This window comes from Ruegeria sp. AD91A (genome assembly GCF_003443535.1).
Lineage (GTDB): Bacteria > Pseudomonadota > Alphaproteobacteria > Rhodobacterales > Rhodobacteraceae > Ruegeria.
Map to the genome: position 1 here is coordinate 2,622,501 of NZ_CP031946.1, position 14,988 is coordinate 2,637,488.

Consider the following 14,988-nt stretch of genomic DNA (forward strand, 5'->3'; position numbering starts at 1 on the left):
TTTGGCGATAAATCTTTCCCCCGAAGGGCTCATACGGTATTACTCTCCGTTTCCAGAGGCTATTCCGTACCAAAGGGTATATTCCCACGCGTTACTAACCCGTCCGCCGCTCACCCGAAGGTGCGCTCGACTTGCATGTGTTAGGCCTGCCGCCAGCGTTCGTTCTGAGCCAGGATCAAACTCTCAAGTTGAAAGGCTATTGCTAACCTATCCTTGACGTTCGAACCTCTGCACATCTCATCAGGAGGCTAATCCTGATGAAGTCTTCTGTCTGTATGTGCTTCTGGTTTCATCAGAAACCGAAAGCCGTACAAACAGTGAAGCTGACACTGGATCATCGAGCCGAAGCCCTACCAGCGCGATATACAGACATTCAATCCGTCGAAACGAACCAAACCGCCCACATATCTCTTCAGTTATCCATCAATGTCAAAGAACAAACACCCAGAGCCAAAAATCAGACCGTTGCGCCAATAACATCAGCGCGCCCGCCTAACTCATTCCCTAAGATGCCCCCAGTCTATCCTGAGCGTCTCCACCGTCTCTCCGATGCGTCCGACCGTCTCTCCAGCCCGTCAGCACCGCCTCAGCAGCGCCGGTGAAGGGGGTTCTAAGTATAACCCGACAAAGCCGCAAGTGGAAAATTCACAAAAACAGAAGAAATTCTCAAAAAGATAATTTATCAATTAATTACAGCAACTTAAGAACATTTCATCAGCGCGTCGCCGCCGAAATCCAAGAAAATGCAGGTCAGAATTCGCGGCTCAACGCGTTATGCACATGATTACCCACAGACTCACCTCCGAGTCAGGCGGAATCTGCCCTGTTGGACCACAAAGACAGGATTGGAATCGGAAGACGCAGGGCAAGCAGGGCGATGATGGTTGCCAGATAAGCAAGCGGCTCGATCTGAAATCCTTTTGCCAGCATGACGTAATGCACGCCCCCCAACAGCGCAGCCGCGTACACAAGGCAGTGCAGCTTGCGCCAGCGTGATCCCAGTCGGCGCACCGACCAATTATTGGACGTCAACGCCAACGGAAGCAGGAGAAGGAACGCCCCCATGCCGACCGTTATGTACGGGCGCTTGAGGATATCCGCCCAGATCTGGCTGGGAAGCTGCACATCCAGAACCAGCCACACAAGAAGATGCAACGCGACGTATACAAAAGTGAGCACTCCGATCGCTCGGCGATACTTCATCAGGTTCAAACCGACATGCCGGCGCAGAGGCGTGACGGCCAGACCGGCAATCAGCAACTGCAGGGCCAGTTCACCATATCTATGCTCCAACGCCTCAATCGGTTCGACCCCCAGACCACCGGTAAGGCCAAGATAAAACAGCCAGGGCGCAGGCAACGCCCCCAGCAGATATATCGCCCATACCGGAATACGGCGGAGTGTCTGGTTAATCGACTGCATGATTCTAATAGTTCTTGGCCAAATCCATGCCCTCGTAAAGACTGGCGACCTCTTCTTCATACCCGTTGAACATCAGGGTCGGCTTACGTGACGCGAAAAGCCCGCCCCCGATCTCGCGTTCGGAAGCCTGAGACCAACGTGGATGGTCCACATTCGGGTTCACATTACTATAGAACCCGTATTCGCGCGGATTGGACATGTTCCAGCTGGTGGGCGGTTCCTCCTCGGTCAGAGTGATCCGAACGATCGACTTGATCGATTTGAAGCCATATTTCCACGGAACGACCAAACGCAAAGGCGCGCCGTTCTGGTTGGGAATCGGTCGGTCGTAGATTCCGGTTGCCATGATTGTCAGAGGGTGCATCGCCTCGTCCAGGCGCAAGCCCTCCCGGTACGGCCATTCGAGAATGGGAAACCGCGTTCCCGGCATCTCGTCTGGGCGATAGGCCGTTTCGAATGCCGCATATTTTGCACCCTCCTGCACACCTGCCAGGTTCAGAAGGTCAGCCAGCTCGAAGCCGTTCCATGGAACGACCATCGACCACGCTTCTACACAGCGGAAGCGATAGATCCGTTCCTCGATCGTCATCTCGGACAGGATACTGTGGAAATCATAGTCGCCCGGGCGGTCAACCAGACCGTCGATCTGCACGCTCCAGGGTTCGGTCACCAGCGTGTGAGCATATTTCGCCGGGTCATCTTTTCCGGTCCCGAACTCATAGTAGTTGTTGTACGTGGTGATCTCTTCCCAGGTGTTCGGCTCCAACCCATCCTGTGCTGCCGCCGGTTTGGCCATCGCAGTCAGGCCGACACCTGCCAGCCCGGCCATAACCTGCCTCCGGTTGAGAAACGCCGCCCGGGGGGTGACGTCGGCATGTGTCAAAGTGTTGGTCCAGCGATGCGCCATATGGGTCTCCGTCATGTGCAACAGTCAGTGTTGACGTAGTGTGCTGATAGCACAGAGCCACAGAAACAGGCGTAACGATTGAGCGAAGTGATTGTAACGTTCCGGTGTGGCCGGACCTTCGGGGAACGGTGTCAGCAACGAAAACCATAGACGCGAAAACCTTTAGCGCCCGGCAGAAAACCGGGTTTTTCTTGGATTACAATCAAAACACGGGCACAAAACTTTACAACTGCTGACGCAAAGCTGCACTCTGTCATACGGGCGCCACGCCAAGCCGAACGCGAGGCAAGGCTGCGGTTGCAGCTTTTTGGCCGCAATGGGAGGAAGAAAATGTGTGATATTTGTGTAATGAATGCCGTCAAAGACAAGATGCTGTCTCGTCGCGGATTCTTCAAAGCTGCTGCCGCTTCGGGTGTTGCAGCAGCCGCAACCGGGGCCGTCGCGCCGGCAGCATTGGCGGCTGGGCATGGCGGTGTCGAGGATATGACCCACACGCTAAGCCCGGATTTCCCGACATGGGGCGGCGAGCCCGGCATCTCGGCCGAGCAAGCTTTCAACTTTACTGATCACGGCTTCAATCTGTTCAACCTGTCAATCAACGAACATACGGGTACGCATATCGATGCACCGCTTCACTTCTCGGCGGATGGGACATCAGTTGACGAAATCCCTGTCACGGATCTGATCGCCTCCTTATGCGTCGTGGACATCGCTGCCCGAGCTGCCGAGGATGCTGACACGCGCGTCACCCCGGATGATCTGAAAGCCTGGATTGCGGCCAATGGTGATATCCCTGATGGTGCCTGCGTGGCGATGCATTCCGGATGGGCAGGCAAAACCGCCACGGATGAGTTCCGCAATTTCGACGGCGAAGCGCAGCATTACCCGGGCTTCCACGTTGAAGCAGCGCAGATGCTGATGGAGGAGACCGGAGCACGATCAATTGCCGTTGATACCCTGTCCCTGGATCACGGCATGTCCGCAGATTTTGCGACGCATTACGCGTGGTTGCCGTCAGGCCGGTTCGGGATCGAATGCCTGGCTGGGTTGGATCGCGTGCCTGCGTCTGGTGCAACGCTGGTGATCGGCGCGCCCAAGCACCAAGGCGGCACCGGCGGGCCGGCCCGGATCTTTGCGTTGATCTGACAAATTCCCGGGCGGCTGACCAACGCCCGCCCGGCCATCTTTCCGGCAGGGCCAAAATTCCGCCACAGTTGCAAACCAAGACTTCGTGCATTCTTGAACTGTTCGGGACGCCCTGCCTCCATGTTGCTCAGTCCACTGGTTATTTCTCTGTCTTTACTGTGCGGATCGGCATTGGCTGATGTGCAATCCTGCAAAAAAGCTGTTTGAGCGCGCGTCGCAGGTCCTGAGCGATCTGAACCAGATCGGGTCTGAAGTTTATAAAGACAGCCACCCGGGCCTTGGCAATTCCGCCACATTTGCAGACCCATCCTCCAAGATCACAGTTTTCTTCTATGACCACCAACAAAGGGTCGTCTCATCCGAAATGGCCCTTGAAAGCTTTAAACAAGCCGCACGCGATATCGCTGCAATAGCTGCGCGGCGCGGTGCTGAACTCGGCGAAATCAACGCCTATCAGTTGCGTGATCCGTCGCAGGTGTTGCCATTTCGGGCCGAGGCCAAAGCATCAGATGGCCTGTCCGAGTTTCTGGCGGTTGGCGTCGTGGACAATTGTATTATGAAGCTTAGGTTTACAGCCCAGTTTCCATTGGAGGAAGCGCAGGTCTGGATGAAAGCGCTCAACGAGTATCTGAACAAAGGCTATGGAAAGCCGACATGAAAAAAGGCCCGCCTTTAAGGCGGGCCTTTCCAGTTTCCGGTGTCAGATCAATGCACCACAGCATCATCCGGGCGGGGTCGTTTTGAAGTTCCCAACCGGTCACCGATGATCAGACCATCGGGCCCAACGGTCACAGGAACAGTCTCGCCGTCCTTGATCTCACCGGCCAGCAGAGCTTCTGCCAACGGGTTCTGCAAGGCGCGCTGGATGACGCGTTTCAGCGGGCGGGCACCGAAGACCGGGTCATAGCCTTCGTTTGCCAACCACTCCTTGGCGGCATCGTCCAGTACCAAGTCGATCTTGCGCGCGGCCAGGCGTTTGAGAAGACGACCCAGCTGGATGTCAACAATCGCAGCCATATCCGACCGTTTCAGCCGGTCGAAGATGATGGTTTCGTCCAGACGGTTCAGGAATTCGGGCCGGAAATGGGCTCTTACGGCATCCATCACGTCATGCTTGGCCTGCGCACTATCGGCACCCTCAGGCAATTGGCTGAGTGCCTGGCTACCAAGGTTCGAGGTCAGAATGATCAGCGTCTGCTTGAAATCAACCGTACGACCCTGACCGTCGGTCAGGACACCGTCATCAAGCACCTGCAACAGCACGTTGAACACGTCCGGATGAGCCTTTTCGACCTCGTCGAACAGGACAACCTGATACGGCCTGCGCCGAACTGCTTCGGTCAGAACGCCGCCTTCGTCATAGCCGACATAACCCGGCGGGGCACCGATCAGACGGGCAACGGCGTGTTTCTCCATGAATTCCGACATGTCGACCCGCACCATAGCGTTTTCATCGTCGAACAGATACTCGGCGACGGCTTTGGTCAGCTCGGTCTTACCGACACCGGTTGGCCCAAGGAACAGGAACGAACCCAGCGGCCGCCCTTCGTCATTCAGACCGGCACGGGCCCGGCGCACGGCGTTGGCCACAGCTGTAACGGCCTCGTCCTGGCCGACCACGCGGGCGTGTAACGCTTCTTCCATACGCAGCAGCTTGTCGCGCTCGCCTTCCAGCATCTTCGAGGTCGGGATACCCGTCCAGCGTTCTACGACGGCTGCGATCTGTTCAGGGCGCACCGTTTCCTTGGCCGTGACCGCGTTGCTTTCCTGGCTTTCAGCCTCGGCCAGCTTGCGCTCCAACTCGGGGATGACGCCATAAGACAGCTCACCGGCCTTGGCCAGATTGCCTTCACGCTTGGCGATCTCCAGATCGGCCCGCGCCTTGTCGAGCTGTTCCTTCAGATCACGGGCGCTGGCCAGTTTGTCCCGCTCGGCCTGCCACTGAGCGGTCATCTCGGCGGATTTCTCCTTGAGGTCGGCCAATTCCTTTTGCAACGTTTCAAGCCGATCCTTGGAGGCCGCGTCATCTTCAAGTTTCAACGCTTCTTCCTCGATCTGCAACTGCAGGATCTGACGATCCAACTGGTCCAGTTCTTCAGGCTTGCTGTCCACTTCCATGCGCAGACGCGCGGCGGCCTCGTCGACGAGGTCGATAGCCTTGTCCGGCAGGAAGCGGTCGGTGATGTACCGATGCGACAGGGTCGCGGCCGATACCAACGCCGAATCCGAAATACGGACTCCGTGGTGCAGCTCGTACTTTTCCTTGATACCGCGAAGGATGCTGATCGTATCCTCGACCGTCGGCTCCTGCACTATCACGGGCTGGAACCGCCGCGCGAGGGCCGCATCTTTTTCGACGTATTTACGGTACTCGTCCAACGTGGTCGCGCCGATACAATGCAGCTCACCCCGAGCAAGCGCAGGCTTGATCAGGTTGGCGGCATCCATCGCACCGTCGGATTTACCCGCACCAACCAGCGTGTGCATTTCGTCGATGAACAAAATGATCTCACCTGCGGCCTCGGTGACCTCGGTCAGAACGGCCTTGAGGCGTTCTTCGAATTCCCCACGGTACTTCGCACCTGCGATCAGCGCGCCCATGTCGAGCGCAAGCAGTTTCTTGTCCTTCAGCGATTCCGGCACGTCTCCGTTGACGATGCGCAGGGCCATGCCCTCGGCAATCGCGGTTTTACCGACGCCGGGTTCACCGATCAGAACCGGGTTGTTTTTGGTGCGGCGCGACAGGACCTGCATCGCGCGGCGGATTTCCTCATCCCGCCCGATGATCGGGTCGATCTTGCCCTCGCGCGCGGCCTCGGTCAGGTCGCGGGCATATTTCTTGAGTGCATCATAGCCCTCTTCCGCCGATGCGGTGTCAGCAGTGCGACCTTTGCGGATGTCGTTGATGGCTTCATTGAGTTTTTGCGCAGATACGGCACCGGCTTCAAGCGCCTCTTTGGCTTTGGATTTGACCATGCACAGCGCCATCAACACGCGTTCGACAGGCACAAAGCTGTCGCCCGCTTTGGTGGCGATCTTCTCGGCCTCGTCCAGAACCTTGGCAGTCTGGCCGTCCATGTAAATCTGGCTCGCATCGCCGCTGACTTTCGGGATCTTGCCCATTGCAGCGTCGAGCGCCTCAACCACGCGGTCCGGCGCGCCGCCCGCGCGCGTGATCAGATTGCTCGCCAGCCCCTGATCGTCATCCATCAATGCCTTGAGTATATGTGTGGGCTCCAGCCTCTGGTGCCCCTCGCGCAGCGCAATGGTCTGCGCCGCCTGCACGAACCCCCGTGCCCGTTCGGTGAACTTGTTCAAGTCCATGGTATTCTCCTTTTCCAAGCGCCCGGTGGATTTGCGCCCGCTTGGCAGCACGCAGTGGTCCGGGCCTTGTCCTCAATCTGGGAAATATCCCCACCGCTTCAAGAGGCTGGAGAGTGAAAAATGCCGTCAGCCGCGCGAAATTGTATAGACTGTGTAGCCTCCGGTTTCGGCCACCTGCTGGGCATCGTGCATCTCGACCAGAGACTGCGCGGCGGCGCTGCCTGTGGGGCAGGATACAAGATCGGCGGTGTGGTCAAGGAAATTGCCTGTAAAGGCGGTTTCGCCGGTCAACTGGCACCAGTCATCCTCGGACCGATAACCGCGGACGAGGTAAAGGTCGTCATTGGTGGGGGCCGGGGCGGCACCGGTTTCGGGTGCGCTCGGCGGCGTGTCGGTGCAGGCCGCTATGGCCGCTGCCGCAGCCAGCGGAATGAGGTGCTTCATGGTCTGTCCCTTTGGTGCAATTCCGTTTCTGAACGGCCGCACCATAGCACAGTTGAGACAGTGCGGGGAAACCACGTCCCCCGGACTCAGGTCTCAATCGCCTTCGATCTGCCGGATCAGTTGTTGCGCCACGTCGTCACCCTGCCCGGCCGCGAGGCGATAAAACTTCAACGCCCCCGCGACATCGCCGGATTCGTACAGCAACCGGCCAAACTTGCGCTGCAACTTCATATCGCCGAGTTTCGCAGCCCTGCCCCAGAAAACAAAGGCTGCTTGGGTGTCCTGAGGCACGCCGTCCCGCCCGTGATAGGTCAGAGAACCAAGGTTGTGCAGTGCGACGACATCGTCCTGCTCGGCGGCCTGGAAACAATAGTCCAGCGCCTTGTCGATGTCGCGCGCCACACCGTCCTCGTTCTCGTAGCCATACGCAACGATATGCATCCCCATCGACAGACCGGATTCGGCGGCCGCCATGTACCAGGCAAACGCGGTTTCGTCGTCCTCGGGAACGATCTCGCCATCGTTATAGAGCGTGGCCAGCGTGTTCATCGCCAGCCCGCTGCCCTCCATCGCGGCCAGTTCCGAAAACTCGAGCGTCATTTCCAGCCTGCCGCCCTTCACCAGCGAGCGGCCAAACGCCGCCACGACCTCGGCGTCGACATCCTGGTCTTTCAGCAGGAGATCGGCGCAGATCGCCATCGCGTTCTCGGCGTCCATGTCGGCCCATTTTACCCCGTCGAAATAGGGCGACTGGCCCGGAGCGGCGGCAGCCATCAGGCAGTCGTACTCTCCGTCCGAATAGTCGGGGTCCTGCGGTGGATCGTCGGAGGCGGTTTCCGGCCGAGGGCGAAGGTCGGAGACCCGCAGGCGCCGTTGCGGTCCCTTGGGGGCGTCAGCCTTTGCCGGCGCGGGAGCGTCACCCATCAGCCCCGCCAGCAGATTGCGCGCCAGTTGGGCCTCGCCGCAATCCGTCTCACCGGCCCAGACCGCGCCCGCCCCGGCCTAAAATGCCGCCGAGGCCACCACACCCAACCGTATCATCCCGTATTTTCCTGCGTCTTTTCTTGTCTCAATGCGCCACACGCTCTACAGAAGCGCCGATCCCGCCAAGCCTGAAAGGTCGAAACAATGCCCCAAACCGCCGATGACCGCCTGATCGTAGCCCTCGATGTCCCCAACGCACTGGAGGGGCTGAAGCTGGCCGAGACGCTGGGCGACGTCGTTTCGTTCTACAAGATCGGCCTGGGTATGCTGACCGGCGGCGGGCTGGCCTTGGCCAATGAGTTGAAGCAGGAACACGGCAAGCGCATCTTTCTGGACATGAAGCTGTTCGACATCGGCAACACGGTGGAAAACGCAGTGCGGGGGCTGGCGCAGTTCGATCTGGATTTCCTGACCGTGCATGGTGACCCGCACGTGGTGCGCGCCGCCAAGGAAGGGGCGGCGGGCAAGGATCTGAAGATCCTGGCGGTGACCATCCTGACCTCGCTGAACCGCGACGATCTGGATGCGGGCTTGATGAAGACCGGAGCCATGCAGGACATGGTGGTGGAACGCGCCGCCCGCGCCTTTGAGGCCGGGGCCGATGGCGTGATCGCAAGCCCGCAGGAGGCCGCCCTGATCCGCGCCTTGCCCCAGGCAAGGGGCCGACTGATCGTAACCCCCGGCGTGCGTCCGGCTGGCGCGGCACTTGGAGATCAAAAACGTGTGGCCACACCAGCCAGCGCCATCCAGGACGGAGCGGATCATATCGTTGTTGGCCGTCCCATTTATCAGGCGGAAGACCCGAAATCCGCAGCCGCAGCCGTTTTGACCGAGCTAAGTTCTCTGAAAACGTGATGACCGGAATCATCGTTTCAGCCGGTATTCGTACTGAAAAAACCGCCGCAACAGGTTGACCTTACGTCAATTTTTGACGAATCCGCGCCAAATCGTCCCTGTGCCAGAAAACACACATTCAGAAAGTGAGTTTTTCCAAAGCAGCCTTCACTCTATCTCCGTAGGGAAATCTTGGCGATTCTTAAGGGGATTAACTCCCCAACGAACCTTTTCTTCCTGAGGTTCGTTACTTCCCCCCGCGATGCTGCGGGGGGTTTTCTTTTATCTGAATGATCTTTGATCGATATCACTGCATGATATAAAGAACTCCCAAGCCAACTGCGGAACACACGAGGACGCAGATGCCCGGTCTTTGCCGAGATTGCCTGACCCTTTTGAAAAACGAACGGCGCTGCACGGGCTGCGGTAGCCCCAGGGTAAAGTCACACCCCGAACTCCTTGACCTGACCATCGCTCATATGGATTGCGATGCCTTTTATGCTTCGGTGGAAAAGCGGGACAATCCGGAACTGGCAGACAAACCTGTCATCATCGGCGGCGGTAAACGCGGCGTTGTTTCCACGGCATGCTACGTGGCCCGAATTCGGGGTGTACGATCCGCCATGCCCATGTTCAAAGCGCTGCAACTGTGCCCTGATGCCGTCGTGATCAAACCACGCATGTCTGTGTATGCCCAGGTGTCACGCGACATCCGAGCTATGATGGATGAACTGACGCCAGTGGTCGAACCTCTGTCCCTGGACGAAGCCTTCATGGACTTGTCCGGCACCCAACGCCTGCACGGGGCACCTCCTGCCGCCATGTTGGCGCGCCTCGTCAAACGCATGAAAGATGAACTGGGTGTGACCGGATCTATCGGGCTGAGTCACAACAAGTTCCTGGCCAAGGTTGCCTCGGACCTCGATAAGCCCCGCGGGTTTTCGGTGATTGGCAAGGCCGAGACGGCAGAGTTTTTGAATGACAAACCCGTACGGTTGATCTGGGGCATTGGCCCCGCCGCGCAGGAATCACTGGACCGTGCAGGGATTCGAACCTTCAACGACCTGCTGCGTTGGGATCAGGAGGCTTTGACTGCGCGTTTCGGCTCGATGGGGTATCGCCTGTGGCATTTGGCACGGGGTCAAGACAAACGACGCGTTTCAACTCATGAGCCGATGAAATCGATCAGCAATGAGACCACATTTTTCGAGGACACCGCCAATATTGACGTTCTGGACGGGCATTTGTGGCGCATGGCCCTGAAGGTCTCGGACCGGGCCAAGGCCAAGGATCTAGCTGGCCGGGTCGTTACGCTGAAGCTGAAGAAAGCCAATCATAAGATTCTGACACGGCGCGTGTCATTGCGGGACGCAACGCAGATCGCAGACCGGATTTATCGCACGGCAAGGGGGCTTTTCGATCAGGTGGGGGATCAGGGGCCGTACCGCCTGTTGGGGTGTGGTCTGTCTGACCTGTGCCCGGCGGATCTGGCCGACATTTCCGGCGACCTGCTTGATCCCGGCGCCGTCCGCAGATCGCGGGCCGAGCGGGCCACCGACGAAATCCGTCAGAGATTCGGCGCAGACGCAATCGTGAAGGGCCGCGCTTTGCGCTAGGCTCATTCCGCAGCCAAACGGACCGGCTTGGAACCGATGCTGCATATCTCGCGAACCACTTGCCGGAGAAGTTTCGAAAACGTCATGAAATTGGCGTTCGGCGCAATCTTCTCTTCGTTCATATACAGGGCGCGGTCAATTTCGATCTGAATCGCGTGTTGCTGGCGGGTCGGGCGGCCATATGTCTGCGTTACGTAGGCCCCGGCAAACGGGGCATTGCGCGCCACATTCAATCCTGCCGCAGAAAACGCCGATTCGATGAGGTCCACAATCTCGGACGAGGCCGAAGCACCGAACCTATCACCCAACACGATTTCGGGCCGTTTGTTTAGGGTCGTACCAGCCATGGACACCGCCTCATGCGGCATCGAGTGGCAATCCACCAGAATGGCCTGCCCGAACTTCTCATGCGATTCGGCCAACAGGGACTTCAATCGTGCATGATAAGGACGCCAATAGGTATCTAAGCGCAGCCGCGCTTCGTCCATGGTCAGCTTGCCGCTGTAAATTGCTCGTCCATTGGCCACAACGCGGGGAATCACTCCTAACCCCGATGCGACCCTTGGGTTATGCCCGTGCCTGCGGGCGCCGCTGATCAACGCCGGGTCCAATTCGTCCAGACTGCGATTCAGGTCCAGATAAGCGCGCGGCATGGTCGCTTTGATCAAAGGCGCGCCATTCTCGGCTGCTGCCGCAAACAATTGATCGACAAATGCGTCTTCCGAGGACCGAATCACGCTTTGGTTCAGAACGGACCGCTTCAGAAACGCTTCGGGATAGTCCCGCCCGCTATGTGGGGATGAAAAAACCACACATGAACTGCGGTTTTCCGGCATATCCAATACAAAGGCTGCGTTCTGCATGATCCCTCCCTCTTCGCAATCAACATAGACCGGAAAATAGTTCTTCCAAACCCCTTGAACCCCTTTGCGACTCCTTTTATAGACCCCGCTACCGGCGCGGGGTTCCGCGCCCCATTTCGTTATGGGGCAGGGCACGCAAAGGGAAAGTGGGCGGTTAGCTCAGCGGTAGAGCACTTCGTTGACATCGAAGGGGTCACAAGTTCGATCCTTGTACCGCCCACCATGATTTCACTGTTCCGGATATCCGGGACACCCGAGTAACCCAGGCGCTGGCCACGTCCTTGATGAAGGCGCCGCAGATTGGAGACAGACCATGAAGGTCAAGAACTCGCTCCGCTCGCTCAAGAACCGGCACCGTGACTGCCGTATTGTGCGTCGCAAAGGCCGCGTCTACGTTATCAACAAGACGCAGCGCAAGTTCAAAGCTCGCCAGGGCTGAGAACGGCGAAACACCGCTTTAAAGAGCCGCGCCTTCGGGCGCGGTTTTTGTGTTATCTCGACCCCGCGGCGCCGTCTGAGAACCATCCGCACCATCCATGGAATGGAACAGACCGCCATCGCGGCGGGAACTGAATCGAACAGGGCGAATCCTGTCTTTATCGGCCAGCCGACACCCAACCGTTCGGGGGAAAAGACCACGCGCTCCGCCTGGTCTCGCAAATGTGGCGCGACACCGCGCATCCGCTCATCGGTCGTAAAACCGTCAAGATCGACCCCCATTGCAAACAACTCCAGACCAAGCGCGTAGTCGCGCCACCACGAAAACAGGATGGTCAGACCGACGACGACCACGAAGCTCCAGGTGAACCCGGACGGAAAATCGGGCCGCCTGACGCAAAGCCAGACCGGTCCCGCGACCAGCCCGAGAAGCAACAGCAGCGCCACGGCATCCAGCAACACCTCGACCATTTCGACAGCCCTCCCGCCATTTGCACCGAGCCCACCTGACACCTGAGCACTCGCCGGTATCCGACGGCGGCCCTACCAACTGATCCCGACATGGTTAACAAATGAAAAAGCTCCAGTAAGCGCTGCGACATTATATGACCAAGTAAATTTGTCAGTTTTTCTTGCATCCCGCCGAGAATCGTATAATTGAGCAAATCAGTCGGGTTATCGACCGACGCGAAATTCAATTGTTGGGGCAAACTATGCTGAAATCCACAACCTGCCTGGCCGCCGCTCTGTCGGCATTGATCGCAACATCCGCCGCGGCTGAAGGCGAGCTGAACCTTTATTCGTCGCGCCACTATGACACCGACGAACGTCTGTACACGGACTTCGAAGATGCGACTGGTATCAAGATCAACCGGATCGAAGGCAAGGCAGACGAGTTGATCGCGCGCATGGAAGCAGAAGGCGCGAACTCTCCTGCCGACGTTATGCTGACCGTCGACACTTCTCGTCTGGCGCGTGCCAAAGATGCGGGCATTCTGCAAGCTATCGACAGCGAAACCATGGAAGAGCGCATCCCCGCCAACCTTCAGGACGAAGACAACCAGTGGTTCGGCTTCTCACAGCGCGGTCGGATCATCTTTTACAACAAAGAAAACGTCACCAACCCGCCAGCCACTTACGCAGACCTGGCCAAGCCGGAGTACAAGGACCTGATCTGCATCCGGTCCTCGACCAACACCTACAACCAGACCCTGCTCGCCTCGATCATCACACATGAAGGCGCAGAAGCTGCAAAGTTCTGGGCGGAAGGCGTTGTCGCCAACATGGCGCGGGACCCGCAAGGGGGTGACACCGACCAGCTGCGTGGCATCGTTTCGGGCGAATGCGATATCGCTGTGTCGAACACTTACTACTATGCACGGGCCATCCGCAAAGACGTCAAAGGTCTTTCCTCTGACCTCGACATGATCGGTTGGGTCTTCCCCAATCAGGACAGCTATGGTGCGCATATGAACCTATCGGGCGGTGGCGTCGCGGCGCACGCACCGAATAAGGAAAACGCAATCCTGTTCCTTGAGTATCTGGCAAGCGATCAGGCGCAGGAGTACTTTTCGGCAGGAAATGACGAATTCCCGGCAGTACAGAGCGTTGAGCTGGCAGATTCGGTAAAAGCACTGGGTGACTTCAAAGCTGACGACGTGAACCTGTCAGACGTCGCCAAGAACATCCCGGAAGCACAGAAAATCTTCAACGAAGTTGGCTGGAAATAATCCGCAACATCGTCAGCGATTTACCAAGGGCGCGGAGTTTCCGCGTCCTTTCTCGTTTACAAATTCATATTTTTTTAATATTTTTCTCGCAATTGAAATTTCCTCTCTCTTTTGAGCCATGCTTGATAACCTTTCGAACCGCCTCGCCGCACGTCTGAACGAACTCCGCCACGGGCGCGGATGGTCGCTGGATCAACTGGCCGCTCACAGCGGAATCAGTCGGGCCACATTGTCCCGCATGGAGAAAGGAGAGGTCAGCCCCACCGCAGAGAATCTTGGCCGTCTCTGTGCCGCTTTTGACCTGCCAATGTCACGGCTTTTGATGATGGTCGAAGACAGCTTTGACCCCAAAGTGCCATTTGAACGCCAGACCGAATGGCGCGATCCCGCGACGGGCTTTACCCGCCGTTCAGTTTCACCCCCAGCAAACGGTCTGAACGCCGAGGTCGTGGAATGCCACCTGCCGCGTGACACGGTCATCACTTACGAGACGCCACCAAAATCAGGACAGGAACACCATCTGATCCTGATCGATGGCGCGCTGACACTGACTGTTGACGGAACGCCCCATACGCTGAGCGCCGGAGATTGCCTGCGCTATCACCTGTCAGGCCCAACCCGGTTCGAAACCGGCGCATCTCGCGGTGCGCGCTATCTCTTGGTGCTGACATGATCTCGCGTCTGACCGATCTCGATTTCAGCGCGGCAGTTGATGATCTGGCGGAAATCCTCCACGCCTGTGTACATGACGGGGCCAGCATCGGCTTTGTCCTTCCGTTTACCTTGGACGATGCACGGACGTACTGGTTGCAAAACGTTCAGCCTGGACTGAAATCCGGTGCATTGGAGGTGTTTGTCACCCATGACAATCGGAGCATTCAGGGCACGGTGCAACTGATCCCCGCGATCATGCCAAATCAGCCACACCGCGCTGATGTCGCGAAGCTTCTGGTACACCCGAACGCCAGACGGCGTGGTTTGGGCCGCGCCCTGATGGAAGCCCTCTTTCAGCGAACAAAAGAGTTGGAGCGTACGATGCTGGTTCTTGATACGCGCAGTACCGATCCTTCTCGAATGCTCTATCTGGACCTTGGGTTTCAGATCGCAGGGGAAATTCCGAACTACTGCCGGAACCCGTTCGAAACCAAATTGGAACCCACAACTTACATGTATAAAGAGCTGTCAGCCTGACGCCGAACAGCGACCGTTTGACCGTGGATCATGGATTTTTTCCGAGTGGTCCACGCGAAGTCGTGCGAATGGTCCGGGGGCATTCTCAT

General features: G+C 57.8%; 15 protein-coding genes, 1 tRNA gene and 1 rRNA gene (1 of these 17 cut by a window edge). 9 read left to right on the forward strand and 8 right to left on the reverse strand.

Going from position 1 to position 14,988, the window contains the following annotated elements:
• The 3 genes from D1823_RS13125 to msrP all read right to left on the reverse strand — a co-directional run.
• Nucleotides 1-191, reverse strand: a 16S ribosomal RNA gene (locus D1823_RS13125) (it extends 1,269 nt beyond the left edge of the window).
• A gap of 616 nt (nt 192-807) precedes the next feature.
• Nucleotides 808-1,422 carry a protein-methionine-sulfoxide reductase heme-binding subunit MsrQ gene (gene msrQ, locus D1823_RS13130; protein WP_117870691.1) on the reverse strand — a complete coding sequence of 205 codons (615 nt, stop codon included), beginning with the start codon at nt 1,420-1,422 and terminating at the stop codon, nt 808-810.
• A 4-nt stretch (nt 1,423-1,426) separates the two neighbouring features.
• Nucleotides 1,427-2,329: a protein-methionine-sulfoxide reductase catalytic subunit MsrP gene (gene msrP, locus D1823_RS13135; protein WP_117870693.1), complete on the reverse strand. Its 903-nt coding sequence runs from the start codon at nt 2,327-2,329 to the stop codon at nt 1,427-1,429.
• 330 nt (nt 2,330-2,659) lie between these two features.
• Here msrP and D1823_RS13140 point away from each other — a divergent pair, with 330 nt between their 5' ends.
• A complete protein-coding gene (locus tag D1823_RS13140; RefSeq protein ID WP_117870695.1) occupies nt 2,660-3,475 on the forward strand; it encodes a cyclase family protein in 816 nt (271 codons plus the stop codon).
• Nucleotides 3,476-3,653: 178 nt separating this feature from the next.
• Nucleotides 3,654-4,133, forward strand: coding sequence for a hypothetical protein (locus D1823_RS13145; RefSeq protein WP_117870698.1), 480 nt, complete (start codon nt 3,654-3,656; stop codon nt 4,131-4,133).
• A gap of 47 nt (nt 4,134-4,180) precedes the next feature.
• On the opposite strand, the gene clpB is transcribed toward D1823_RS13145, so the two are convergent.
• From clpB to D1823_RS13160, 3 genes are all read right to left on the reverse strand, one after another.
• Nucleotides 4,181-6,799: an ATP-dependent chaperone ClpB gene (clpB, locus tag D1823_RS13150; protein WP_117870700.1), complete on the reverse strand. Its 2,619-nt coding sequence runs from the start codon at nt 6,797-6,799 to the stop codon at nt 4,181-4,183.
• A gap of 126 nt (nt 6,800-6,925) precedes the next feature.
• Complete coding sequence (locus tag D1823_RS13155) at nt 6,926-7,243, reverse strand: hypothetical protein (RefSeq protein ID WP_117870702.1); 318 nt, start codon at nt 7,241-7,243, stop codon at nt 6,926-6,928.
• A 93-nt stretch (nt 7,244-7,336) separates the two neighbouring features.
• Nucleotides 7,337-8,167 (reverse strand): tetratricopeptide repeat protein, encoded by an 831-nt coding sequence (locus tag D1823_RS13160; RefSeq protein WP_117870704.1) that lies wholly within the window; start codon nt 8,165-8,167, stop codon nt 7,337-7,339.
• Between the two features lie 204 nt (nt 8,168-8,371).
• Here D1823_RS13160 and pyrF point away from each other — a divergent pair, with 204 nt between their 5' ends.
• Complete coding sequence (pyrF, locus tag D1823_RS13165; protein WP_117870706.1) at nt 8,372-9,082, forward strand: orotidine-5'-phosphate decarboxylase; 711 nt, start codon at nt 8,372-8,374, stop codon at nt 9,080-9,082.
• Between the two features lie 341 nt (nt 9,083-9,423).
• Complete coding sequence (locus D1823_RS13170; RefSeq protein ID WP_117870708.1) at nt 9,424-10,677, forward strand: DNA polymerase IV; 1,254 nt, start codon at nt 9,424-9,426, stop codon at nt 10,675-10,677.
• Between the two features lie 2 nt (nt 10,678-10,679).
• Here D1823_RS13170 and D1823_RS13175 read toward each other — a convergent pair whose 3' ends face one another.
• Nucleotides 10,680-11,540: an N-formylglutamate amidohydrolase gene (locus D1823_RS13175; protein ID WP_117870711.1), complete on the reverse strand. Its 861-nt coding sequence runs from the start codon at nt 11,538-11,540 to the stop codon at nt 10,680-10,682.
• Nucleotides 11,541-11,688: 148 nt separating this feature from the next.
• Between D1823_RS13175 and D1823_RS13180 the strand changes: the two genes are divergently transcribed.
• Nucleotides 11,689-11,763, forward strand: a tRNA-Val gene (locus D1823_RS13180).
• A 90-nt stretch (nt 11,764-11,853) separates the two neighbouring features.
• Complete coding sequence (gene ykgO, locus D1823_RS13185; protein ID WP_008755722.1) at nt 11,854-11,979, forward strand: type B 50S ribosomal protein L36; 126 nt, start codon at nt 11,854-11,856, stop codon at nt 11,977-11,979.
• Here the strand turns inward: ykgO and D1823_RS13190 are convergent.
• On the reverse strand, nt 11,931-12,449 hold the full coding sequence (locus D1823_RS13190; RefSeq protein ID WP_117870713.1) for a hypothetical protein: 519 nt from the start codon (nt 12,447-12,449) through the stop codon (nt 11,931-11,933). The two genes, ykgO and D1823_RS13190, sit on opposite strands and share 49 nt — an antisense overlap.
• Nucleotides 12,450-12,691: 242 nt before the next feature.
• On the opposite strand from D1823_RS13190, the gene D1823_RS13195 reads away from it, so the two are divergent.
• The 3 genes from D1823_RS13195 to D1823_RS13205 all read left to right on the forward strand — a co-directional run bounded on the left by D1823_RS13195 (nt 12,692) and on the right by D1823_RS13205 (nt 14,899).
• Nucleotides 12,692-13,708 carry a Fe(3+) ABC transporter substrate-binding protein gene (locus D1823_RS13195; RefSeq protein WP_117870715.1) on the forward strand — a complete coding sequence of 339 codons (1,017 nt, stop codon included), beginning with the start codon at nt 12,692-12,694 and terminating at the stop codon, nt 13,706-13,708.
• Between the two features lie 118 nt (nt 13,709-13,826).
• Nucleotides 13,827-14,381, forward strand: coding sequence for a helix-turn-helix domain-containing protein (locus tag D1823_RS13200; protein WP_117870717.1), 555 nt, complete (start codon nt 13,827-13,829; stop codon nt 14,379-14,381).
• Nucleotides 14,378-14,899, forward strand: coding sequence for a GNAT family N-acetyltransferase (locus tag D1823_RS13205; protein ID WP_117870719.1), 522 nt, complete (start codon nt 14,378-14,380; stop codon nt 14,897-14,899). Before D1823_RS13200 ends, D1823_RS13205 begins: the two co-directional genes overlap by 4 nt.
• Nucleotides 14,900-14,988 lie beyond the last annotated feature (89 nt).

Bases quoted from the DNA above. Each gene is read 5' to 3' on its own strand.
- msrQ (WP_117870691.1), bottom strand. From the start codon at position 1,422: ATGCAGTCGATTAACCAGACACTCCGCCGTATTCCGGTATGGGCGATA.
- msrP (WP_117870693.1), bottom strand. From the start codon at position 2,329: ATGGCGCATCGCTGGACCAACACTTTGACACATGCCGACGTCACCCCC.
- D1823_RS13140 (WP_117870695.1), top strand. From the start codon at position 2,660: ATGTGTGATATTTGTGTAATGAATGCCGTCAAAGACAAGATGCTGTCT.
- D1823_RS13170 (WP_117870708.1), top strand. From the start codon at position 9,424: ATGCCCGGTCTTTGCCGAGATTGCCTGACCCTTTTGAAAAACGAACGG.
- D1823_RS13175 (WP_117870711.1), bottom strand. From the start codon at position 11,540: ATGCAGAACGCAGCCTTTGTATTGGATATGCCGGAAAACCGCAGTTCA.
- ykgO (WP_008755722.1), top strand. From the start codon at position 11,854: ATGAAGGTCAAGAACTCGCTCCGCTCGCTCAAGAACCGGCACCGTGAC.
- pyrF (WP_117870706.1), top strand. From the start codon at position 8,372: ATGCCCCAAACCGCCGATGACCGCCTGATCGTAGCCCTCGATGTCCCC.
- D1823_RS13200 (WP_117870717.1), top strand. From the start codon at position 13,827: ATGCTTGATAACCTTTCGAACCGCCTCGCCGCACGTCTGAACGAACTC.
- clpB (WP_117870700.1), bottom strand. From the start codon at position 6,799: ATGGACTTGAACAAGTTCACCGAACGGGCACGGGGGTTCGTGCAGGCG.
- D1823_RS13190 (WP_117870713.1), bottom strand. From the start codon at position 12,449: ATGGTCGAGGTGTTGCTGGATGCCGTGGCGCTGCTGTTGCTTCTCGGG.
- D1823_RS13145 (WP_117870698.1), top strand. From the start codon at position 3,654: ATGTGCAATCCTGCAAAAAAGCTGTTTGAGCGCGCGTCGCAGGTCCTG.
- D1823_RS13195 (WP_117870715.1), top strand. From the start codon at position 12,692: ATGCTGAAATCCACAACCTGCCTGGCCGCCGCTCTGTCGGCATTGATC.
- D1823_RS13160 (WP_117870704.1), bottom strand. From the start codon at position 8,167: ATGGGTGACGCTCCCGCGCCGGCAAAGGCTGACGCCCCCAAGGGACCG.
- D1823_RS13205 (WP_117870719.1), top strand. From the start codon at position 14,378: ATGATCTCGCGTCTGACCGATCTCGATTTCAGCGCGGCAGTTGATGAT.
- D1823_RS13155 (WP_117870702.1), bottom strand. From the start codon at position 7,243: ATGAAGCACCTCATTCCGCTGGCTGCGGCAGCGGCCATAGCGGCCTGC.